The sequence below is a fragment of the Pseudomonas sp. TUM22785 genome, from assembly GCF_028198105.1.
Classification (GTDB): domain Bacteria; phylum Pseudomonadota; class Gammaproteobacteria; order Pseudomonadales; family Pseudomonadaceae; genus Metapseudomonas; species Metapseudomonas solani.
The window spans coordinates 137,180-159,569 of sequence record NZ_CP116239.1 but is presented as its reverse complement, the minus strand read 5'-3'; the positions used below and the strand labels follow the sequence as shown (position 1 = coordinate 159,569).

Annotated in this window: 17 protein-coding genes; 8 read left to right on the top strand and 9 right to left on the bottom strand. The window is 69.5% G+C overall.

Annotated features, from left to right (window positions below; genetic code table 11):
- Positions 1–34: 34 nt before the first annotated feature.
- Together PI990_RS00745 and PI990_RS00740 are read right to left on the bottom strand one after the other, a co-directional pair.
- Positions 35–202 (bottom strand): rubredoxin, encoded by a 168-nt coding sequence (locus PI990_RS00745; protein ID WP_021218868.1) that lies wholly within the window; start codon positions 200–202, stop codon positions 35–37.
- A gap of 250 nt (positions 203–452) precedes the next feature.
- On the bottom strand, positions 453–620 hold the full coding sequence (locus tag PI990_RS00740) for a rubredoxin (RefSeq protein WP_021218867.1): 168 nt from the start codon (positions 618–620) through the stop codon (positions 453–455).
- A gap of 168 nt (positions 621–788) precedes the next feature.
- On the opposite strand from PI990_RS00740, the gene PI990_RS00735 reads away from it, so the two are divergent.
- Together PI990_RS00735 and ubiA are read left to right on the top strand one after the other, a co-directional pair.
- Positions 789–1,343 carry a chorismate--pyruvate lyase family protein gene (locus PI990_RS00735; protein WP_043240947.1) on the top strand — a complete coding sequence of 185 codons (555 nt, stop codon included), beginning with the start codon at positions 789–791 and terminating at the stop codon, positions 1,341–1,343.
- 27 nt (positions 1,344–1,370) lie between these two features.
- Complete coding sequence (gene ubiA / locus PI990_RS00730; RefSeq protein ID WP_021218865.1) at positions 1,371–2,261, top strand: 4-hydroxybenzoate octaprenyltransferase; 891 nt, start codon at positions 1,371–1,373, stop codon at positions 2,259–2,261.
- A 36-nt stretch (positions 2,262–2,297) separates the two neighbouring features.
- Here ubiA and PI990_RS00725 read toward each other — a convergent pair whose 3' ends face one another.
- Positions 2,298–2,669 carry a COG4315 family predicted lipoprotein gene (locus PI990_RS00725; protein ID WP_184488245.1) on the bottom strand — a complete coding sequence of 124 codons (372 nt, stop codon included), beginning with the start codon at positions 2,667–2,669 and terminating at the stop codon, positions 2,298–2,300.
- 269 nt (positions 2,670–2,938) lie between these two features.
- Here PI990_RS00725 and phoB point away from each other — a divergent pair, with 269 nt between their 5' ends.
- The 4 genes from phoB (at position 2,939) to PI990_RS00705 (ending at position 7,541) form a co-directional block, all read left to right on the top strand.
- Complete coding sequence (phoB, locus tag PI990_RS00720; RefSeq protein ID WP_271659575.1) at positions 2,939–3,628, top strand: phosphate regulon transcriptional regulator PhoB; 690 nt, start codon at positions 2,939–2,941, stop codon at positions 3,626–3,628.
- A gap of 21 nt (positions 3,629–3,649) precedes the next feature.
- Positions 3,650–4,954 carry a phosphate regulon sensor histidine kinase PhoR gene (gene phoR / locus PI990_RS00715; protein ID WP_271659574.1) on the top strand — a complete coding sequence of 435 codons (1,305 nt, stop codon included), beginning with the start codon at positions 3,650–3,652 and terminating at the stop codon, positions 4,952–4,954.
- Between the two features lie 92 nt (positions 4,955–5,046).
- Complete coding sequence (locus tag PI990_RS00710) at positions 5,047–6,387, top strand: hemolysin family protein (protein ID WP_021218861.1); 1,341 nt, start codon at positions 5,047–5,049, stop codon at positions 6,385–6,387.
- A gap of 356 nt (positions 6,388–6,743) precedes the next feature.
- Positions 6,744–7,541: an alpha/beta hydrolase gene (locus PI990_RS00705; RefSeq protein ID WP_271659573.1), complete on the top strand. Its 798-nt coding sequence runs from the start codon at positions 6,744–6,746 to the stop codon at positions 7,539–7,541.
- 9 nt (positions 7,542–7,550) lie between these two features.
- Here PI990_RS00705 and recD read toward each other — a convergent pair whose 3' ends face one another.
- The 4 genes from recD to recC form a co-directional block, all read right to left on the bottom strand.
- A complete protein-coding gene (recD, locus tag PI990_RS00700) occupies positions 7,551–9,401 on the bottom strand; it encodes an exodeoxyribonuclease V subunit alpha (RefSeq protein WP_271659572.1) in 1,851 nt (616 codons plus the stop codon).
- Positions 9,398–12,937, bottom strand: coding sequence for an exodeoxyribonuclease V subunit beta (gene recB / locus PI990_RS00695; protein WP_271659571.1), 3,540 nt, complete (start codon positions 12,935–12,937; stop codon positions 9,398–9,400). Before recB ends, recD begins: the two co-directional genes overlap by 4 nt.
- The gene (locus PI990_RS00690; protein ID WP_271659570.1) at positions 12,934–14,019 is read right to left on the bottom strand and encodes a Fic family protein; all 1,086 of its coding nucleotides are present in this window, start codon (positions 14,017–14,019) and stop codon (positions 12,934–12,936) included. Before PI990_RS00690 ends, recB begins: the two co-directional genes overlap by 4 nt.
- Positions 14,020–14,160: 141 nt before the next feature.
- Entirely contained in the window at positions 14,161–17,409 is a 3,249-nt protein-coding gene (gene recC, locus PI990_RS00685) for an exodeoxyribonuclease V subunit gamma (protein WP_271659569.1), read from the bottom strand.
- 261 nt (positions 17,410–17,670) lie between these two features.
- Between recC and PI990_RS00680 the strand changes: the two genes are divergently transcribed.
- Together PI990_RS00680 and PI990_RS00675 are read left to right on the top strand one after the other, a co-directional pair.
- Positions 17,671–19,368, top strand: a complete 1,698-nt coding sequence (locus tag PI990_RS00680) for a Na/Pi cotransporter family protein (RefSeq protein WP_043243827.1) — start codon at positions 17,671–17,673, stop codon at positions 19,366–19,368.
- A 45-nt stretch (positions 19,369–19,413) separates the two neighbouring features.
- Positions 19,414–20,454 carry an AraC family transcriptional regulator gene (locus PI990_RS00675; protein ID WP_271659568.1) on the top strand — a complete coding sequence of 347 codons (1,041 nt, stop codon included), beginning with the start codon at positions 19,414–19,416 and terminating at the stop codon, positions 20,452–20,454.
- A 22-nt stretch (positions 20,455–20,476) separates the two neighbouring features.
- Here PI990_RS00675 and PI990_RS00670 read toward each other — a convergent pair whose 3' ends face one another.
- The gene (locus PI990_RS00670; protein WP_043243829.1) at positions 20,477–21,439 is read right to left on the bottom strand and encodes an NAD-dependent epimerase/dehydratase family protein; all 963 of its coding nucleotides are present in this window, start codon (positions 21,437–21,439) and stop codon (positions 20,477–20,479) included.
- The gene (locus PI990_RS00665; protein ID WP_271659567.1) at positions 21,427–22,344 is read right to left on the bottom strand and encodes a bile acid:sodium symporter family protein; all 918 of its coding nucleotides are present in this window, start codon (positions 22,342–22,344) and stop codon (positions 21,427–21,429) included. The genes PI990_RS00670 and PI990_RS00665 overlap by 13 nt, the downstream gene beginning before the upstream one ends.
- Positions 22,345–22,390: the final 46 nt, after the last annotated feature.

Sequence of the window (22,390 nt, the reverse complement as noted above, 5' to 3'; positions counted from 1 at the left end):
CGGGCCGTCGCTGAATATCGGGGGTTGTCGCGGATCAGGCGATCTCGATCATCTCGAAGTCGACCTTGCCCACGCCGCAATCGGGGCAGACCCAGTCCGGCGGGATGTCTTCCCAGCGCGTGCCCGGGGCGATGCCCTCGTCCGGCAGGCCCTGGGCCTCGTCGTAGATGAAGCCGCAAACCACGCATTGCCACTTGCGCATAAGCACCTCCGCCCGGCGGAAAAACCGTTGAGACCCTACTCCAATTGCGAACCCCTCGCCAAGGCTTGGCGCGGCCCGCCCGACGGAGGTTGGGCTCGGGTGGCGGTGAGCAAGGAGACACCATGGACGGCGATGAACCCGAGGGCTTCGCGGTGGGCAAGCAGGGCGAGGGCCTGGAGCGCCTATTCGGTCGCACGGGCCGGAAGCAGGGGATACGGGCCCGCCACAGGACGAGGGGGCCCGGGAGGGATCAGCCGATTTCGATCATCTCGAAGTCCAGCTTGCCGACGCCACAGTCGGGGCACAGCCAGTCGGCCGGCACGTCTTCCCAACGGGTGCCCGGCGCGATGCCGTCATCCGGCCAGCCCTGGGATTCGTCATAGATCAGACCACAGACCACGCATTGCCACTTTTTCATTATCGTCCTCGGCGGAACTCACGGTTTGGCGCGCAACCTATACCAAACGCGGCACAGCGCCAAGACGCCGGGCGACGGGATGAAGCCCGCCTGCGGCAACCCGCCGCCCCACGAAACGCCCCTGGCGCCGTGTTAGACTCCCGCGCCGCCCAAACCGCCAGGACCATCGTGCCAGACGCCGCCCTCGCCCATCCGCCCCGCTGGCTCAGCGCCACGCAACTGCATCCCGCGCCCCCCGCCGGCCTGCGTGACTGGCTGTTCGACCAGGGCTCGCTGACCCGCCGCCTCACCGCCCTCTCGGCCGACGCCTTCAGCGTCACCCCGCTGGTGGAAGGCTGGCAGGTGCTGCGCAACGACGAATGCATCGCCCTCGGCGTGCCCGACGGCAGCCAGGGCTGGGTCCGTGAGGTCTACCTGCGCGGGCACGGCGAAGCCTGGGTATTCGCCCGCAGCGTCGCGGCCCGCAGCGCCCTGGAAGGCTCCGGCCTGGCCCTGGGCGAGCTGGGCAGCCGCTCCCTGGGCGAGCTGCTGTTCAGCGACCGCGCCTTCGCCCGCGGCACCATCGAGGTCACCCGCTATCCCGCTGCCTGGCTGCCCGCCGAGGTGCGCGCCGAGCGCCTGTGGGGGCGTCGCTCCTGCTTCCGCCGTGGCGAGCTGGCGGTGCTGGTGGCCGAGATATTCCTGCCAACCCTGTGGCAGCACGCCGGCATCGAAACCCTATAATCCGCCCACGCCCAGCGGAGACCGCCGATGTACCTCAAGCTCCTGCAATCGCTCAACCGCCTGCACCCCCGCGCCTGGGACTTCATCCAGCTGACGCGCATGGACAAGCCCATCGGCATCTACCTGCTGCTCTGGCCCACCCTCTGGGCGCTGTGGGTCGCCGGTGAGGGCCGTCCGAGCCTGAAGAACGTGCTGGTATTCGTCGTCGGCGTGGTGCTGATGCGCGCCGCCGGCTGCGTGATCAACGACTACGCCGACCGCAACTTCGACGGCCACGTCAACCGCACCAAGGCCCGGCCCCTGGCCAGCGGCGCGATCAAGCCGCGCGAGGCACTGGTGTTCTTCGCCGTGCTGGTGGCCCTCAGTTTCGGCCTGGTGCTGCTGACCAACGCCACCACCATCTGGCTGTCCTTCGGCGGCCTGGCCCTGGCCGCCTGCTACCCCTTCATGAAGCGCTACACCTTCTACCCCCAGGTGGTGCTCGGCGCGGCCTTCTCCTGGGGCATGCCCATGGCCTTCACCGCCGAGACCGGCGAGCTGCCGGCAGCGGCCTGGCTGCTGTACATCGCCAACCTGCTGTGGACCGTGGCCTACGACACCTACTACGCGATGACCGACCGCGAGGACGACCTGAAGATCGGGGTGAAATCCACCGCCATCCTCTTCGGCGACGCCGACCGCATCATCATCGCCACCCTCCAGGGCCTGGCGCTGCTGTGCCTGCTCCTGGCCGGCAGCCGCTTCGAGCTGGGCCTGTGGTTCCACCTCGGCCTGCTCGGCGCCGCCGCCTGCTTCGCCTGGGAATCCTGGAGCACGCGCACGCGGGACCCGCAGGCCTGCTTCAAGGCCTTCCTGCACAACCACTGGGCGGGGATGGCGATCTTCATCGGCCTGGTGGCCGACTACGCGCTGCGCTGAACCAGCGCAACGCGGGGCGCGGGTGCAGGGCCAGGCTCAGGGCTTGGCCAGGTGCCAGACCTGCATCTTGCCGTCGCCGGTCTTGTCGCCGGCCTGCTTGTCCATGACGAAGGTGTAGAGCGGCTTGCCGTCGTAGGCCCACTGGCTGGTGCCGTCATCGCGCTTGACCAGGCTCCACTTGCCCTCGGCCTTGGCACCGGCCTCGGCCATCAGCGGCGGCCAGTTCTTCGCGCATTCGCCGCTGCAGTGGGACATGCCCATGGCGTCCTTGTCGAAGGTGTACAGCGTCATGCCTTGGTGATCCACCAGCACGCCATCCTTCTCCATCGCCGGCTCCGCCGCCAGCAGCGGCCAGGACAGCAATGCCCCGGCCAGCAGGGCCAGCGCCTGTGGATAAGTTCTGCTCATCGCATTTCTCCTCGCAAGGGTCCGCTTCGGCCCGGCAACCACCGGCCCGGGACGGGGTGCGGCGGGCAGGCAGCCGGTGCCCTGGCAGGGCACCGCGTCAGGCCGGCTCCGGCTGTGCGCCGGTGGCCCGTTGAGCATAGTCGAGGCCATCGCGCCGCCCGTCGCTGCACGGGCGAGGCCTTCCCGCTACATGCCGGTGTCATATAGCTGCAATAATTCCGTTATCTAATGCGCGCAAACCAGCTGAACAAGCGACCCGAGGCGGATACATGGTTGGCAAGAACATCCTGATAGTCGACGACGAAGCGCCCATCCGCGAAATGATCGCGGTAGCCCTGGAAATGGCCGGCTACGATTGCCTGGAAGCGGAGAACACCCAGCAGGCGCACGCCATCATCGTCGACCGCAAACCCGACCTGATCCTCCTCGACTGGATGCTTCCCGGCACCTCCGGCATCGAGCTGGCCCGGCGCCTGAAGCGCGATGAGCTGACCGGCGACATCCCGATCATCATGCTCACCGCCAAGGGCGAAGAGGACAACAAGATCCAGGGCCTGGAAGTCGGCGCCGACGACTACATCACCAAGCCCTTCTCGCCCCGCGAGCTGGTGGCCCGCCTCAAGGCCGTGCTGCGCCGCGCCGGCCCCACCGACAGCGAAGCGCCGATCGAAATCCGCGGCCTGCTGCTGGACCCCATCAGCCACCGCGTGACCATCGACGGCAAGCCCGCCGAGATGGGCCCCACCGAGTACCGCCTGCTGCAGTTCTTCATGACCCACCAGGAGCGCGCCTACACCCGTGGCCAGCTGCTGGACCAGGTCTGGGGCGGCAACGTCTATGTCGAGGAGCGCACCGTCGACGTGCACATCCGCCGCCTGCGCAAGGCGCTGGGCGATGCCTACGAAAACCTGGTGCAGACGGTACGCGGCACCGGCTATCGTTTCTCCACCAAAGGCTGACCCCGCACAAGGACGCACCCGTTGAACCAGGACTGGCGTCGCGCCGTAATCCGCCGTTTGCTCCTCCTGCTAGCCGTCTGCCTGATCGCCGGAGCCCTCTCCGGCGAATACGGCTGGGCTCTGGCCGTTGGCCTCGGTGGCTACCTCGGCTGGACCCTCAGCCAGCTCCTGCGCCTGCACAAGTGGCTCAAGGAACACAAACCCGACGAGCCGCCGCCGGATGGCTACGGCCTCTGGGGCGAAGTGTTCGACAGCATCTATCACCTGCAGCGCCGTGATCAGCGCGTGCGCGGCCGCCTGCAAGCGGTGATCGACCGCGTGCAGGAATCCACCGCCGCCCTCAAGGACGCCGTGGTCATGCTCGACAGCGAGGGCAACCTCGACTGGTGGAACCGCGCCGCGGAAAACCTGCTGGGCCTGAAGACGCCCCAGGACAGCGGCCAGCCGGTGACCAACCTGATCCGCCACCCGCGCTTCAAGGAATACTTCGAGCAGGAAAACTACCGCGAGTCCCTCGACCTGCCGTCGCCGGTCAACGACCGCCTGCGCCTGCAATTCCACATCACCCAGTACGGCAACCGCGAGCACCTGATGCTGGTGCGCGACGTCACCCGCATCCACCAGCTGGAACAGATGCGCAAGGACTTCGTCGCCAACGTCTCCCACGAGCTGCGCACCCCGCTGACGGTGATCGCCGGCTACCTGGAAACCCTGCTGGACAACGTCGAGGACGTGAACCCCCGCTGGACCCGTGCCCTGCAGCAGATGAACTCCCAGGCCGGGCGCATGCAGAACCTGCTCAACGACCTGCTGCTGCTGGCCAAGCTGGAAGCCACCGACTACCCCTCGGACAACCAGCCCATCGCCGTCGACACCCTGCTGCAGACCATCCGCAACGACGCCGTCGCCCTGTCCGGCAGCCGCCAGCACAGGATCACCCTCGAAGCCGACGCCAGCTATCAGCTGCGCGGCAGCGAGGCCGAGTTGCGCAGCGCCTTCTCCAACCTGGTGTTCAACGCCGTCAAATACACCCCCGATGGCGGCGACGTACGCATCCGCTGGTGGGGCGACGAACTGGGCGCGCACCTGGCGGTGCAGGACTCCGGCATCGGCATCGAGAGCAAGCACCTGCCGCGCCTGACCGAGCGCTTCTACCGGGTCGACTCCAGCCGCGCCAGCAACACCGGCGGCACCGGCCTGGGCCTGGCCATCGTCAAGCACGTGCTGATCCGCCACCGCGGCCGCCTCGACATCAGCTCGGTGCTCAACCACGGCAGCACCTTCACCTGCCATTTCCCGCCCAGCCAGGTCGCGCCGCGCGCTTGAACGCGGCACCGGGCCCGGGCAGGGCCCGGCGTCTTGCAAACTGCGGTCCCAGCCCTCACCCTTAGCCGATCATTCGCTGACCAAAGCCCCCAATGGACCCGTCCCCCGCTAGTTCACTGTCTTCCTATTTCGCCGACTTCGGCCTCGTTCTGTTCGCCCTGTTCCTCGTCGTGCTCAACGGTTTCTTCGTGGCCGCCGAGTTCGCCATGGTCAAGCTGCGCGCCACCCGCGTCGAAGCCATCGCCGACAAGCACGGCTGGCGCGGCAGCATCCTGCGCACCGTGCACAACCAGCTGGACGCCTACCTCTCGGCCTGCCAGCTGGGCATCACCCTGGCCTCCCTCGGCCTCGGCTGGGTCGGCGAACCGGCCTTCGCCCACCTGCTCGGCCCGCTGCTCAGCGCCTTCGGCATCGAGTCGGAGAAGCTGGCCCACGGCATCTCCTTCTTCACCGCCTTCTTCATCATTTCCTACCTGCACATCGTGGTCGGCGAGCTGGCGCCCAAGTCCTGGGCCATCCGCAAACCCGAGCTGCTGTCGCTGTGGACGGCGGTGCCGCTGTACCTCTTCTACTGGCTGATGTACCCGGCCATCTGGCTGCTCAACGCCAGCGCCAACGCCATCCTGCGCATCGCCGGCCAGGGCGAGCCCGGCCCGCACCACGAGCACCACTACAGCCGCGACGAGCTCAAGCTGATCCTCCACTCCAGCCGTGCCCGCGACCCCAGCGACCAGGACATGCGCGTGCTCGCCTCCGCCGTGGAGATGGGCGAACTGGAGGTGGTCGACTGGGCCAACTCCCGTGAAGACCTGATCTACCTGGAGCACGACGCCCCGCTGGCCGACATCCTCAGCGTGATCCGTCGCCACAAGTACAGCCGCTACCCGGTGCACAACGCCCAGAGCGGCGAGTTCATCGGCGTGCTGCACATCAAGGACCTGCTCCTGGCCCTCTCCGCCCTGGACAGCCTGCCCGAGTCCTTCGACCTGGCCGAGCTGACCCGCCCGGTGGAGCGCGTCACCAAGCACATGCCGCTGTCGCGCCTGCTGGAGCAGTTCCGCCAGGGTGGCGCGCACTTCGCCCTGGTCGAGGAGGCCGACGGCAAGGTGGTCGGCTTCCTGACCATGGAAGACGTGCTCGAAGTGCTGGTCGGCGACATCCAGGACGAACACCGCAAGACCGAACGCGGCATCCTCGCCTACCAGCCCGGCAAGCTGCTGGTGCGCGGCGACACCCCGCTGTTCAAGGTCGAGCGCCTGCTGGGCATCGACCTCGACCACGTCGAGGCAGACACCCTCGCCGGCCTGATCTACGAAACCCTCAACCGCGTCCCCGAGGAAGAGGAAGTGCTGGAGACCGAAGGGCTGCGCATCATCGTCAAGAAGATGAAGGGTCCGAAGATCGTCCTCGCCAAGGTGGTCAGCATCGACTGATCCACCACTCGCTACGAACAACGGGGCCCACGGGCCCCGTTCTCGTTCCCGCCTGGGCACAGGATGGGCGTAGGTGCGGCGTAGGATGGGCCGGGCGGCGCTCCGCTTCAGCCCACCGCTCTCCATCGATCCCCCACCTCAACCTCCCCCCGACCGCCCTTCCCTGATCTAGAGTTCACCTGCACCCGCCGTTTCGCTTGCGCCTGGTCCCTGAACCCCGGCGCTGGCGTGCGATGCCGTCGGCCTCCCGTGCTGAATCCCCCTCATCAACGCTGCGGTGTCTCACGGGTTCCGGTCACGGCCGCACATCGCCGGGCCGTGGCCGGCCCCTCGCCGCAAGGAACGCGGAGTCGCTCATGATCATCATCAGTTCACGCAAGGACTTCTCCAACCCGGACCAGCTCTCCGAGACCGGCCACCTGATACGCGAGGTGGACCTGGCCAACGACACGGTCACGGCGGTGCTGGACTTCAAGGACCTGCTGCACCTGGTAAAGGGCAAGCGCCTGCTCCTGCTGGTGCACGGCTACAACAACGAGCAGTTCGAGGTGTTCGACTCCTACCAGGTGATCGAGCAACAGGCCATGGTCCACCTCGCCGACGCCTACGACATGGTGCTCGGCTACTCCTGGCCCGGCGGCGACCAGAAGCTCGACTGGTGGCAGGCGAAGAAGCGCGCCAATGCCGTGGCGCGGATGTTCCGCTTCCTGCTGGACAACCTCTACGGGGATGCCGCCGCCGTGGACGTGATGTCCCACAGCCTCGGCGCGCGGGTCACCCTCAAGGCCCTCAAGGGCTCGCCCGGGCGCATCGTGCGCAACTACTTCTGCACCGCGCCGGCTGTGGATAACGAATGCTTCGAAAGCGACGAGGAGTTCGCCGACGCCATCCCCTCCTGCGAGCGGGTGTACATCTTCCACTCCTCGCGGGACGAGGTGCTGCGCTTCGCCTACGCCTCCTCCGAGCAGGACCTGGCCCTGGGCCTCTACGGCCCCGAAGACAAGACCTACATCGAAGTGGCCACCAGCACGGTGTTCGTCGCCAACTGCAAGAAGGTGGTCTCCAACCATGGCGGCTACAAGCGCGCGGGGGCGGTGTACAGCTACATCCAGGCCAGCTTCGCTGGCGGCCTGCAGCGTTTCGTCACCCTGTGAAGGAGGCCGTTAGAACAGGTCCAGCTGCCCACCCGCCGGAGGCGCGGGCGGTGCGGCGGGTGGCGGCGCCATGACGGGTGCCGGCTCCGCGCTGGCCAGGCGCGCGGCCAGCCCGGCCGCGCGCTCGGCGCGGGTATTCACCGCCTCGCCCAGGCGCTGCGGCAGGCCCCAGATCTCCACCCGCTGCTTGGCGCGGGTGATGCCGGTGTAGAACAGCGAGCGGCTGAGCAGCGGGCTCGGCTGTTCCGGCAGCGCCAGCAGCACCTCGCGGAACTCCGAGCCCTGGCTCTTGTGCACCGTCATGGCGAAGGCGCTGTCATGGCTGGGCAGGCGCGCCGGGGCGAAGGGCCGGTGGCCGCCTTCCCCCTCGAAGAACACCCGCAAGCCATGGGGCGTGGGCAGGCAAATGCCGATGTCGCCGTTGAACAGGCCCAGGGCGTAGTCGTTCTGCCGCACCATCACCGCGCGGCCCGGGTACCAGCGCTCGCGGCTGGCGATACCCAGGCGCCGCTTGATGCGCGCCTCCAGCGCCTCGTTGATGCCGTTCACCCCCCAAGGCCCCTCGCGCTGGGCGGTGAGGGCGCGGAAGTCGGCGAAGGCGGCGAAGGCGGCCTCCGCGTCACCGGTGCGCGCAGCGACGATGAAGGGCGCGTAGCCGGCGTCCAGGCGTTCCAGCAACGGGCCCTGCAACGGGCCGGGGTTCCAGCCGAGATCGGGCCGCGCCTCGCGCAGCAACTCCAGGGTGCCGCGCGCGTCGCCCGCGTTGATGCGCCGCGCCAGCTCGCCGATGCCACTGTCGCCCGCGAAGCGGTGGCTGTGGGTCAGCAGCACCACGGCATCGCCGAGGCGCGAGCGCGGCTGCTCCACCGGCACGCGCTGGCCGGTGATGCGCTCCAGGTCGGCACTGGCGGCGGCGTCCAGGCCACGGCCTTCGCAGAGCTCGGCGAACACCGCGCCAGCCTCCACCGCCGAGAGCTGGTCCTTGTCGCCCAACAGCACCAGGCGTGCACCCGGCGGCAGGGCGTCGAGCAGCTTGGCCATCAGCGCCAGGTCCACCATCGAGGCCTCGTCCACCACCAGCACGTCCAGCGGCAGCGGGTTGTCGGCGTGGTGGCGCACCTGCGGGCTGTCGCCGCGGCTGCCCAGCAGGCGGTGCAGGGTGCGCGCCTCCTCGGGCAGCAGGGCCTTGATGGCGTCGTCCACCGGCAGCTCGGCCTTGGCATTGCGGATGGCCTCGGCCATGCGCGCGGCGGCCTTGCCGGTGGGCGCGGCGAGGCCGATGGCCAGGCGCTCGCCACCGGGCTGTTCCAGCAGCGCGGCGAGCAGGCGGACCACGGTGGTGGTCTTGCCGGTGCCGGGGCCGCCGGAGATCACCGCCAGGTTGCGCCGTACCGCCTGGGCGGCGGCCAGGCGCTGCCAGTCCGGCTGCTGGGTGTTGCGGGCGAACAGCCGCGCCAGGGATTCCGCCAGGCGCGCCTCGTCCACCGGCGGGCGGGCGCCGGCCATGGCCAGCAGGCTGGCGGCCAGGCGCGTCTCGTAGGCATGGTAGCGGCTGAGGTAGAGGCGTTCGCCATCCAGGGTCAATGGCGCGTAACCGCCGGGCTCCGCCACCAGGGGGGAGGCACGCAGGGCGGCCAGCCAGGTGGGCAGGGCTGGCAGGTCGAGGCCGGCGGCGCCTTCGTCGAACACCCGCTGCCCGGCCAGGCGCGCCAGGGGCAGGCACACGTCGCCATTGGCCAGGGCCTGGCAGCACAGCGCGGCGGCGGCGGTGACCGCCTCGCCGGCATCCGGGTCGAGGCGCAGCAGGCTCTCGGCGAAGAAACGCTCCAGCGGGCCCAGGGGCCATTCGGCGAGCTTCATGGGCGGCCCTCCTCGAACAGGCGGTCCAGGGCGTCGAGCAGCGCGTCGTCGGGGCGGTGGAAGTACACGCCGGCCTCCGGCATGCCACGCAGGAACAGGTAGTAGGCGCCGCCCAGCCCCTCGCTGGCGAAGCCATCCAGACGCAGGCGCAGGAAGCGCCGCAGCGCCACCAGGTAGATCAGGTACTGCAGGTGATAGTGCTCGGCGGCGATGGCCTGCTCCAGGCGTTCGCCGCCGTAGTAGCTGGCGTCCGGGCCGAGCCAGTTGGACTTGTAGTCGGCGATGTACCAGCGCCCCTGGTGCTCGAAGGTCAGGTCGATGAAGCCCTTCATGAAACCGTTCAATTGATCGAATTCCAGGCGCTCGGCGGCCAGGCGCATGGGCTCCGGCAGGCCGTGGGCGGGGTCGGCCAACACCGCGCGCAGGCCCTGGATATCCAGCTGCGCCACGGGGAAGGTGAAGCCCAGCTCCGGCAGGCGCCGGCTCGGCTCCAGGGCGGCCAGGCTCAGGCCCTGGCCGTCGAGGTCGGCGTCGAGCACCTTGCGCAGCTGCTCGATGGCGATCGTCGCCCAGTCCTCGGGCAGGCCGTGGCCCAGCAGGTGCAGCGGCACCAGGTCCTCCAGCTCGCCCTCGCCGCGCACCCAGTCCTCGAGGATGGCGTGCAGGCAGGTACCGGCACGGGCGCCCCGGGGGAAGCCGTAGAAGCCGGCTCCCGGGTCGGTGGCCGGGGGCACGAAGAAGGCGTCGCGGTCTGGCGCCTCCATGTGCATGCCGGCGGCCAGGCCGGAGAAGCTGCCCACCCGCCAGGCGCTGTGCAGGCCTCGCTGCAGGTGCGCCAGGGCGGCCGGCGGCGCAGCGCGGGTCTCGCCCTGGGCGCTGGCCTCGGCCTCGCGGCAGGCCACCAGGGCGATGGTGCCTTCGCTGGCATCGGCCAGGCCCTGCAGCTCGCGGCGCAGGCCGGCGCCATCCAGCGCGGCGAGGTGGCTGCCCAGCTCGCTGAGCAGGGCATCGCCGGGCAGCTCGCGGCCGTGCAGCAGCCAGGCGAGGGCGCTGCTGTGCAGGCCGTCCTCGGGCAGCTCACCGTCCTTCTTCGCCTTGGGCAGGGCCACCGGGCCCCAGTGCAGCCACAGGCGGTCGCGGGCGCGGGTCAGCGCCACATAGGCCAGGCGCAGGCGCTCGGCGAAGCGCTCGCGGCGGGCGCGCTCGCGGTTGTCGTCGTAGTCGGCGCCGCCCAGGTCCAGCAACGGGGTGCCGTCCTCGGCGTGGCAGGTGATGTCTTCGTCGCGGCGCAGCAGCGCGCCGTCCCAGAGGTAGGGGCAGAACACCAGCGGGTATTCCAGGCCCTTGCTGGTGTGCACGGTGACGATCTGCACCCGCTCGGCATCGCTTTCCAGGCGCAGCAGGGCGTCGTCGCCGTGGCTCTCCGCCGCGCGCTGGGCGTTGAACCAGGCCAGCAGCGGTTCCAGGCCGGGGCGCTGGAGGCTCTCGGCCTGCAACAGCTCGGCGAGGTGCAGGAGGTTGGTCAGGCGGCGTTCGCCATCGGGCAGGGCGATCAGCCGTTCGGCCACGCGCTGCTCGTCGAGCCAGGCGCGGAAGGCGCGCATGAAGCCCTGCTGCTGCCAGAACTGGTGGTAGCGCTCGGCGTCCTCGCGCTCCTGGTCCCAGGCGTGCTCGTCGTCCTGGCAGCGCGCCAGGGCCTGGGCGTCGCGGCCCAGCAGGCGGGTGGCCAGGGCATAGCGCAGCACGCCTTCGCGGCCGGGCTCGGCGTAGGCGGCGAGCACGGCGGCCAGCTCCTCGGCCTCGGCGCTGTGCCAGACGCTGTCACGCCCACGGCGCACGCTGGGCACGCCGCGCGCGGCCAGCTGCTCGGCCACATCGCCAGCCTGTCGGTGGCTGGCCACCAGCACGGCGATGTCGCCGCCGCGCAGGGGCGCACGCACGCCGGCCTCGTCGAAATAGGCCTCGCCCCGGCCACTGGCGGCCAGCAGGGCGGCGATACGTCGGGCGGTGTCGATGGCCACGGCGTTACCGGCCTCGCCCTTGCCCAAGGGTTCGTCGCCCAGCCACACCAGCTCCAGCGGCGCCCCCGCTTCAGGCAGTACCAGCTGGGCGCGGGCCTTGTCGCTGGCGCCCACAGGCGGGTAGGTCAGCCCCGGCTCGGCAAAGGGCAGGGGTCGGTCGAACACCTGATTGAGCGCAGCGATCAGCGCCGGCACCGAGCGGTGGTTGGTGTTCAGGCTGTACTGCCGCGCCGCCTCGTCACGGGCCTTGAGGTAGGTGGCCAGATCGGCGCCACGGAAGGCGTAGATCGCCTGCTTGGGGTCGCCGACGAAGCACAGGTCGCCGCCTTGCTCGCCGCCCGGGTAGATGCAGCGGAAGATGGCGTACTGCACCGGGTCGGTGTCCTGGAATTCGTCGATCAGCGCCACCGGGTAGCGCTCGCGCAGGGCGGCGGCCAGCGTTTCGCCGGCGGGGCCCTGCAGCGATTGGTCGAGGCGGTTGAGCAGGTCGTCGAAGGCCAGCATGCGCTGCGCCGCCTTGCGCGCCGGCAGCTCGCGGTTGAGGGTGTCGAGCAGGCGCACCTGCAGGTCGATCAGCCGCGCCTCACCGGCGGGCTTGGCCTCTTCCAATGCATCGAACAGCCCCTGCAGCGCAGCGCAGAGGGCGTGCTCGGGCAGCTCGAAGCCCTTCTTGCAGGCCTTTAGCAGCGCCTCACGGCCGAGCTTTTCCAGGCCTGTGGGCGCCGCGAACAGCGCCGCCGGGTCGGCGAAATAGGCGTCCAGCTCACCCTGCCAGAGGGCGAACTTGGCGGCGTCGTAGCTGCGCTTGTTGAGCCCGTCGAAGGCCGCCAGGTCGGCGAGGCAGGCCTGGGCATCGCGCAGCCAGGTATCCCGGGCGTGGTTCCAGGCCTCGCCGGCCGCGCCCAGGTCGCCCAGCTCGGTTTCCCGAGGTTCGATACGCAGGTAGGGCTTGCCCAGGTGCGAACGCAGGCGCTGGCGCAGGACCTGCGGGGTGAGGCGCTTCTGCGCGAGGAAGCGCGCCCAGGCCGGCTCGGCGGCTGCCAGCTCGGCACGCCAGAGGTCGGCGAGCAGGCCGTCGAGCACCTCGCGGTCGTCTGCCGTCAGCTCACTGTCGAAATCGCCACCGGCCTCGAACGCCGCGTCCTGCAAGGCGCGCTGGCAGAAACCGTGGATGGTGAAGATCGCCGCCTCGTCGAAGCCGTGCACCGCCAGCAGCAGGCGGCGGTGGGCGTCCTCGCCCGGGTACTGCGCATGCAGGCCGGCCAGCACCGGGTCGGGCGCCGGCGCGCCTTCGTACATGGCCAGCAACGCCGCCAGTCGCGCGCGGATGCGTTCGCGCAGCTCGGCCGTGGCTGCGGTGGTGTAGGTCACCACCAGGATCTGCCCCACGCCCAGCTTGCGCTCCAGCAGCAGCCGCGCGTAGAGCGCGGTGAGGGTCCAGGTCTTGCCGGTGCCGGCGCTGGCCTCGATCAGGCTGCGCCCGGTGAAGGGGTCGTTGAGCAGGTCGAGGCTCATGCTCCATCCCTCAGATCGTCGCCGGTGAGTACCGCGTTGAGCGCCAGATTGCTGTAGTAGTTGGAGCGGCCGATTCGGCGCTTCTCAAGGAAACCGCTATCGGCGAGTTCCTGCAGGTAACGAGTGGCGGTGAGGCGAGAGACCCCAAGGTCGCGCATGACGAACTCGATCTTGGTGTACGGATGAGTGAACAGGTTGTTGATCAGGTCCTGGCTGTAGAACCTGTGCTGCGCCCTTATCCGATGCTTGTAATCGAGCAATGCCACCTTGATCGCCTCAATGGTGCCGATTGTCTGGCGCGCGGTTTCCTCGACGGCAGCCAGCATGAACAGCACCCAGTCCTCCCATTGCTCCTCATCACGCACCGCCTGCAGCAAGCGGTAGTACTCGGCCTTGTGGCGAACGATGTAGCGGCTCAGGTAGAGCACCGGGATGTCGAGCATTTTGCACTTGAGCAGGTAGAGCACATTGACGATGCGACCTGCCCTGCCATTGCCATCGTAGAAAGGATGGATGCTTTCGAACTGGTGATGGATAAGTGCCATCTTCACCAGCGGATCGGCGTCGAACAGCTCATCGTCGTTGATGAAACGCTCCAAGTCCCGCATCAATTCGATTACACGCTCGGCATCTTGCGGCGGCGTATAGACCACTCTTCCCAGTCCGTCCTTCAGCGTGGTCCCCGGGAGGCGACGCAGCCCTGCGTTGTTGCGCTCCAGCTCAGCCTGGATATCGATGATCTGGTTGGTCGTCAGCAGCCCGGTATCGCGCACGGACGCATAGCCGACATGGAGTGCCTGTCGATAGCGCAGGACCTCCTTGGCAGCAGGGCTGTTGGAGGCATCCGGAAATGCATCGTCCCGGAAAAGATCGTCGTGGGTAGTGACGATGTTCTCGATGGCCGAGCTGTCCTTCGCTTCCTGCATGCCCAGCGTATTGATGAGGATGCCTTGGTGGGGAATGGAAGAGGCGACACCCTTGAGCTCGGCCAACGCTCGGCTGGCCGTGGTCAGCTTGCGAAGTATCGACCGAGACTCGAAACGGAGCGGATCGAGTTCGTGCAACCCGCGCAGATCAGTCATGACGACCGACTCCCTTCATGCATAGGAAGTCGCGATTTTCCGGCATATCAATACACATACGTATAGAAAAGGGCCGATTCCTATACATGTCGCGTCTGACCTGCATAGGGATATGCACAAACGCATCGCTATCAACACGGCTCATGCGTCGTCCTCCTCGTCGTTCGCCAGGGCATCCAGCGCCGGGCCGAGGAGGGTTTCGGCGAGGCGTTCGAAGCGTTCGTCCAGCGGATCACGGTCGCGGAAGGCGAGGGCGTACCAGGGGTCGCGGGATTCGCCCACGGGACCGAAGTCGATGCCGTCCCAGGCGATGCGCGCCTTGCTGCGGGCGGCGTCGAGGGGCTCCTTGCGCCCGGGCTTGCGCCAGCCGGAGGCGAAGCCGTGGCTGGCCTTGGTCAGCAGCGGCAGGGGTTCGCACAGGGCTTCGCGGTAGGCATGCAGCCAAGGTTCGAGGAGGGCGGCGGCATTGGCCAGGGGGCCGGCCTGCCAGTCACCGGCGGGCGAGAGCAGGCGGCTTTCACGGGCGATGCCGGGGGTGGCCGAAAGGTTGAGCAGCATGTGGCGCAGCCAGAAGGGCGCCAGCTCCCATTCGCCGAGGCGGTTGAGGCGCCAGCCGAACAGGCCGTCCTCGGTGACGCCATCCAGCCAGCCGTGGATACGCACGCCGGCCAGGCTGACGTCCACCAGCAGCGGCTGCGGCGCGCTGTCCGGGCGCGCCTCGAACAGGCGCGGGGCGAAGGCACGCACCGGGCCGCGCAGCTGGCCCCAGAGCGCATGGCCCAGCTCGCCGGTGGGCAGCCAGCCGGCGGCGCGGGCGATGCGGCGTTCGTCCAGCTCCGACCAGCCGCGCTCCACCGCGTCCAGGGCCAGCTGGCGCAGGCCGCGCCAGGCAGGGCCTTCCAGGGCGAAGGGCTCGTCGCTGGCCAGGGCCTCCTCGGCTTCGGCCAGGCGCAGGCCCAGGCGCTGTTCGAGGAGGAAGCGCGCCGGGTGGCGGAAGCACTGGATCAGTTGCGCCGGCTCCAGGGTCAGCCAGTCGGCGTCCGGTTCCGGCAAGGGCAGGGCGAAGGGTGCATCCGGCTCCCGGGGCACCTCCGCCAGGCGCTGGGCCGCGCGGAACCAGGGGGCGGAGAAGCCGGCATGGCTTCCGCCGGCGAAGTTGCCGGAGGCGAAGGGCTGCAGCGGGTGGCTGATGAGCACCCGCTGGCTGGCCTTGGTCTCGCCGGCGGTGGCGGTGAGGTCGATGGTTTCCAGCAGTTCGCTGATCAGCACCGAGGGCGGCAGGTGCGCGTTGTCGCGCGGGTCGCGGCCCACGTAGCTGAGGTAGAGGCCATCGCGCGCCGATTGCAGGGTTTCCAGCAACAGGTAGCGGTCGTCGAGGCGCCGCGCGCGGTCACCCCGGCGCGGCTTGCGGGTGATCAGGTCGAAGCCGGCGGCCGGGGTGCGCCGGGGGAAGGCGCCATCGTCCAGGCCCAGCAGGCACACCAGGCGGAACGGCAGGCTACGCATGGGCACCATGGTGCAGAAGGTCACCGCGCCGGTGAGGAAGCCCGAGGCGCCGCTGCCGGCGTCCAGCGCGGCCACCAGTTGCTGGCGCACCAGGCTCATGTCGATGGGCCGTTCGATGCCCGCCGCCTCGGCCTGCTTGCGCAGGTCGCCGCAGGCCTGGGACAGCAACAGCAGGGTGTCGCCGGCTTCGCGTTCGTCGAACAGCTGGTCGATCAGGCCCTGCAGGGTCTCGGCCCAGTCCGCCAGCGGGCGCGGGCGGGCCAGGTCGTCGGCGAGATGGCCGAGGCGCTGGATGAAACCGGCCAGGCGCCCGAGCAGCTGGGCACGGGCGCCTTCCAGCGCATCCAGCGGCCAGCTGTCGCCGAGCAGGGGCGGAGCATCGCCGGCCAGTCGCGGCGGCGCGGCGAAACCCAGCACCAGGCGCTCCAGGCCCTGGCGCCAGCTGAAGGCGTCCTCTTCCGGCAGGCCCAGGCGGGCGCGGTGGCGGCCATCACGGCCCCAGCGCACGCCGGCCTCACGCAGCCAGTCGCGCACCAGCGGCAGGTCCTCGGCCTCGATGCCGGCGCGCACGGCCAGGGCCGGCTGCTCCAGCCAGCCGAGCAGTTCCTCGGCGGCGAAGCGGCTCTGGGCCAGGTCGAGCAGGGCGAGGAAGGCTTCCACCAGCGGCAGCTCGGCGCGCAGGCTGCGGTCGGCGAGGCTGAAGGGGATGCGCGGCACGCCCTCGCGGGGGGCGAACACCGCTTCGATGTAGGGGGCGTAGCGCTCGATGTCGGGGGTCAGCACCACCACCTGGTCGGGGGTCAGCCCGGGGTTGGCGGCGAAGCGCGCCAGCAGCTGGTCGTGCAGCACCTCCACTTCGCGCAGGGGCGAGTGGCAGACGTGCACTTCCAGGGAGCGGTCGTCCTCGCGCAGGGCCAGGCGCTCGTCGGCGTGGCGGGTGCGCAACCGCAGGATGTCGTTCTGGATGGCCTGCAGCAGGCTGCCGTCGGCCAGGTCTTCGTTCTCGGCATAGATGCCGACTTCCTGGCCGCCGAGGGTGAACAGGGCGTCGAAGAAGTCGCGCCCCTGCTTGCCCAGGCTGGCCAGCAGCGGGTGGCCGACGTCGAGGTACCAGTCGTCGATGCCGGGCTCCGGCAGGGCGGCCAGCTCGCGGATGTCGCGGATATCGCCCCAGGCCTCACGGCAGGGGTTGAGGGCGAAGAGGATGACTTCGCAATGCCGCGCCAACCCTTCGAGCACGCGCATGTGGTGCGGCGGCAGGCTGCTGATGCCGAAAACGATGAGGCGCTCCGGCAGCCCCTCGATGGGCGCGTCGTCGTGCAGCCGCGCCAGCAGGTCGCCGAGCAGGCGCGCGCGGTGCGGGTGGCCGTCGGCGGTCAGTTCGCGCCAGAGCAGCGCCTGCCACTGTTCGTCGTTGCCCAGGCCGAGCAGCTCGCCGCGCTCCCAGGCGGCCAACCAGTCGTCGCGGTACAGCAGGTACTGGTCGAGCACGTCGGCGATGCGCGCCGCCAGGGTCAGGCGCCGGCGCTCGTCGCCGCCCTCCAGGTACTGGGCGAGACGCGGGGTACGTTCGAGATTGTCCGGCTCGCACAGCCAGTCGTAGAGGCGCCAGGTCAGGGTCACCGGGTTAAACGCCGATTGCGGTGGCAGTTCGCCGAGGGCCTGGCGGGTGAGGTCCCAGATGAAGCGCGCCGGCAGCTGGATATCGAGCTGCATGGCGATGCCCTGGCGCCGGGCCAGTTGCAGCGTCAGCCAGCGCCCCATGCCCTGGCTCGGCACCACCACGCGGGACGGCGCCAGCGGGTCGCGCTGGGGCTGCACGAGCAGGCTGCAGGCCAGCTCGCCGAGGCTTTCCAGGTCATTGGCGTGGTAGAGGTTAAGCATCGAAAGGTCGCGTCCGCCGGGTCGGTACAGGTTATCAGTTCGACGAGGCTACAGGCAGCGGGCGACAGGGCCTGTCGCCTGCGATGGGCAAGGCAAGGCTGCGGTTTTACGACTTAACTTGCAGGTAGAAAAGGTGACGGGCACGGGTGAACGGGACGCGGGCTGGCAAGTCAGAATATGACGAACATGTTACAACCCCACCCCCAGATAGCCGCCCCACCTCCAGGAGCGGCTCATGTCGTTACCTTAAGGAGGGAACCGATGCTGACACTGCTCAACCTGCTCTCCGCCGTGGCCTTGCTCGTGTGGGGCACCAATATCGTTCGCACCGGCATCCTCCGGGTCTTCGGCAGCGACCTGCGCCGCTGGCTCAGCCACAGCATGAAGCGCGCGCCCCTGGCCTTCGCCGCCGGCATCGGCGTCACCGCCCTGGTGCAGAGCAGCAACGCCACCGCCCTGCTGGTCACCTCCTTCGTCGCCCAGGGGCTGATGGGGCTGTCCTCGGGCCTGGCGATCATGCTCGGCGCCGACGTCGGTACGGCACTGATGGCGCGGGTGCTGACCTTCGACCTGTCGTGGCTGTCGCCGCTGCTGATCTTCTTCGGGGTGGTGTTCTTCCTCTCGCGCAAGCAGACCCGCATCGGCCAGCTCGGCCGCGTGGCCATCGGCCTGGGGCTGATCATCCTCGCGTTGCAGCTGATCGTCGCCGCCGCCGAGCCCATCACCACCGCCAAGGGCGTGAAGGTGCTGTTCTCCTCACTCACGGGCGACGTGATGCTGGACGCCCTGACCGGCGCGCTGTTCGCCATGGTCACCTACTCCAGCCTGGCCGCCGTGCTGCTCAGCGCGACCCTGGCCGCGGCCAAGGTCATCCCGCTCAAGGTCGCCCTGTGCCTGGTGATCGGCGCCAACGTCGGCAGCGGCATCCTCGCCATGATCAGCGCCACCTCGCAGAACGCTGCCGGCCGCCGGGTGGCCCTCGGCAGCCTGCTGTTCAAGCTGGTGGGCTGCCTGCTGGTGCTGCCGGTGGTGGGGCCGGCGGCGGAGTGGCTGGACAGCTGGAGCTTCTCCACCGCCGAGCTGGTGATCGCCTTCCACGTTCTCTACAACAGCGCGCGCTGCCTGCTGATGCTGCCGCTGACGCCCTACATGGCGCGCTTCTGCGACTGGCTGCTGCCGGACCGCGAGCAGGCCACGGACGTGGCCAAACCCCGCCACCTGGACAAGAGCGCCCTGGACACGCCCAGCCTGGCCCTGGCCAACGCCGTGCGCGAGACCCTGCGCCTGGGCGATATCGTCGAGCAGATGCTGCACCACCTGCTCACGCTGATGCGCGGCGGCGACGCCCTGCTGGGCAAGGAGATCCACCGCCTGGACGACGACATCGACGCCCTCTACACCGCCATCAAGCTGTACCTGGCGCGCATGCCCCGGGAAGACCTGAGCGAGCGCGACAGCCGCCGCTGGGCCGAGATCATCGAGCTGACCATCAACCTGGAGCAGGCCGGCGACCTGATCGAGCGCATGGTCGGCGACGTGCAGCACAAGAAGACCTCGCAGCAGCGCTCCTTCTCCGAAGCCGGCCTGGCGGACATCGCCGAGCTGCACCAGCAACTGGTGAACAACCTGCGCCTGAGCCTGTCGGTGTTCCTCAACGGTGACCTGGAGAACGCCAAGCGCCTGCGTCGTGCCAAGCAGCGCTTCCGCATCCTCGAGCGGCGCCTGTCCCACGCCCACGTCGAGCGCCTGCACCACCAGGTGGTGCAGAGCATCGAGACCAGCGCCCTGCACCTGGGCCTGATCAGCGACATGAAGCGCCTCAACTCGCTGTTCTGCGCCATCTCCTATGCGGTGCTGGACAACCCCGACGCGCCGCCGGTGGCCCTGGAGGACGGTGGCGTCGAGCCGCTGGTGGAGGACGATGTGGACTATCAGCCGGATGTCGGCTCCCATCGCTGAACAGGGCTCTTCCTGAGTCACGGCGGCTTGGGCAGAATCCCCCCCATGAGCCCAACCGCCGCAGCACCCGACCAGGCCTCGGTCAGCGCCAGCCTGACCCAGGCCATCCTCCACGCCGCCGAAAGCCTTGGCCTGCCACGCGCCGAGCTGCTGGCCGCCAGCGGCCTGGACGACGCCCAGCTGCGCGACCCCGACGCGCGCATCCCCTTTCCCGCCCAGGAGGCGCTGTGGAGCGCCATCGAATCGCGCCTCGCCCATCCCGAGCCCGGCCTGGTGCTGGGCCAGGCCCTGGCGCCCGGCCAATTCAGCGTGCTCGGCTACCTGCTGCAGAGCAGCCCGACCCTGGGGGACGCCCTGGAGGCCGAACTGCGCTACCAGCGCCTGGTGGGCGAGGGCGGCACCCTGGCGGTGGAAAACCGTGGCGACGAACTCTGGACCCTCTACCGCCCGCTGCACCCGCAGCTGCCCGCCACCCGCGCGCGGGTGCTGGCGCTGATGGCCTTCTGGATGCGCCTGATGCAACCGCTGCTGGATGACTTCCGCCTGCTGCGCGCCTGCTTCATCCATTCGCAGCCGGAAAGCCTGGCCGCCTATGAAGACTGCTTCGCCTGCCCGCTGGAGTTCGACGCCACCGACTACGCCCTGGTGCTGCCGCTGAAACTGCGCGGCGCCGCCCTGCGCCAGGCCAACCCGCCCCTCCAGGCGCTGCTGCGCCAGCACGCCGAAGCCCTGCTCGCGCGGCTGCCCAGCGAAGGCCTGCGGGCCCGCGTGGTGGCCCTGCTGAGCGCCCAGCTGGCCCATGGCGAGCCGGACCGCGGCGCCCTCGCCTCCGGCCTCGGCCTCAGCGAGCGCACCCTGCAACGGCGCCTGGCCGAGGAGGGCAGCAGCTACCAGCAACTGCTCAGCGACACCCGCCTGCAACTGGCCGAGCGCCACCTGCAGGAGGGCAGCCTGCCCATCGCCGAGATCGCCGTGCTGCTGGGCTATTCCGAACCCAGCGTGTTCTTCCGCGCCTTCCGCCAGTGGACCGGCAAGACGCCGGGGGAATATCGCCAGCAGCTGGTGGCTGATTCGGCCAGGACCTAGGGAGCGCTGCGCGCCGCCGGAGTCAGGTACGCGGCAACACGCCCCGCGCATCGAGGAACGCCAGGAAGGCTTCGCGGCTGGAGTACTGCGGCTGGTAGCCGAACTCCTCCTTCAGGCGGCGGTTGTCGAGCACCGGGCGGTAGCGCAGGAAGTCCAGTTGCTCGGGGCCGTAGCGGGTCAGGCCGAGGGGCTTGAGCAGCGCCAGGGTGGCGAGGATCAGCGTCGCCGGCAGTGGCCGGTAGGGCTTGCCGAGGATGGCGGCGATCTCGGCCATGCTCAGCGCACCGTCGCCGGCCAGGTTGTAGATGCCTTCGGCACCGCGCTCCAGGCCCTGGAGGATGATCGCCACCACGTCCTGGTCCCAGATGAACACGAAGCGGCTGTCATGGCCGCGCACGCCCATCACCGAAGGTTTGTCGAAGAGCGCGGTGATCTGGTTGTCCACCCGCCGGCCGAGGATGGTGCCCGGGCGCAGCACCAGCTGGCGCAGCTGCGGGTGGCGTTCGCGTGCCTCGGCTAGCAGCTCTTCCACCTCGCGCTTGTGGCGGGCATAGGCGAAGGCGTCATGGCCGCGCAGTGGGTCGGCTTCGTCGATCCATTCGGCGTTTTCCGGGTAGTAGCCGTAGGCGGCGCCGGAGCTGGTCACCACCAGTTGCCCGACGCCGTGGGCGGCGGCGGCCGTGACCACCGCGCGGGTGCCTTCGACGTCGATGGCGTGCAGGGTCGCCTCGCTCATGCCCGGCGGCGGCGTCACCACCGAGGCCAGGTGGACGATGGCCTGGGGCTGCCAATGGGCGATGCAAGCGTCCACCGCCTCGGGCTGGGCGATGTCCAGCTGCACCTCCTCGACGTTCGCCGCGCGGGCGGACGCCGGCAGCGGGCGGATGTCCGCAGCCACCAGGCGCCAGTCGGGGTGGCGGGCGGCCAGCGCCTCCAGCAACTGATGGCCGATGTAGCCGGCGGCGCCGGTGATCAGGACGCGCATGGCACGCCCTCCTCGGCGACGGGCAATGGCCGGTTGCGCCAGAAGGCCACCAGCAGCAGGCCGCTGACCAGGTGCCAGGTGCCCCAGAAGGCCGCCACCAGGGCCATGTTCGGCTCACCGCCGAACTGGGCGAAGATCAGCCCCAGGGCGAGGCCGGAGTTGTGCATGCTGATCTCGATGACCATGGCCCGCAGGTTAGCGCCGCGCTGGCGGGCGAGCTTCGCCATGCCCCAGCCGAGGACGATGGCGCTGGCGTTGTGCAGCACCACGATGAAGAACACCAGGCCGAGGTTGTCGACGAACAGGCGCCAGTTACTGGCCACCGCGCCGCCGACGAAGACCACGAAGGCCAGCAGCGAGAAGCGCTTGAACCAGGGCATCACCCGCTCGGCCAGGCGCGGCCACAGGTTGCCCACCAGCATGCCCGCCAGCAGCGGCAGGCCCAGCAGCAGGACTACGCTGACGAGAATGCTGCCGCGGTCCATCTGCAAGGCGCTGAGGCGCCCGGCCAGGTAGGCGGAGGCTTCCGGGTTGAGGCCGCTGGTGAGGGCGAAGTTGAGCGGCAGCAGCACCAGCGCCAGCAGGCTGGAGAGCGCCGTCATGCTCATCGACAGCGCGGTGTTGCCGCGCGCCAGGTGAGTCATCACGTTGGACAGGTTGCCCCCCGGGCAGCAGGCCACCAGCAGCAGGCCCAGCTCCAGCCCGGGATGCAGGTCCACCAGCAGGGTCACCGCCAGGGTGGCCCAGGGCAGGATCAGGCACTGCCCGAGCATGCCGGCGAGCACCGGCTGCGGCTGGCGCAGCACGGCGAGGAACTGGCCGATGCGCAGTTCCAGGGAAACACCGAAGATCATTACCGCCAGCACCAGCCCGAGGATGAGCTGCTGGTTCGCGTCGTAGTTCATGGCAAGGCGCCCGTGGTTCTTGTTATGGCCGCCACTTTAGCGGCAG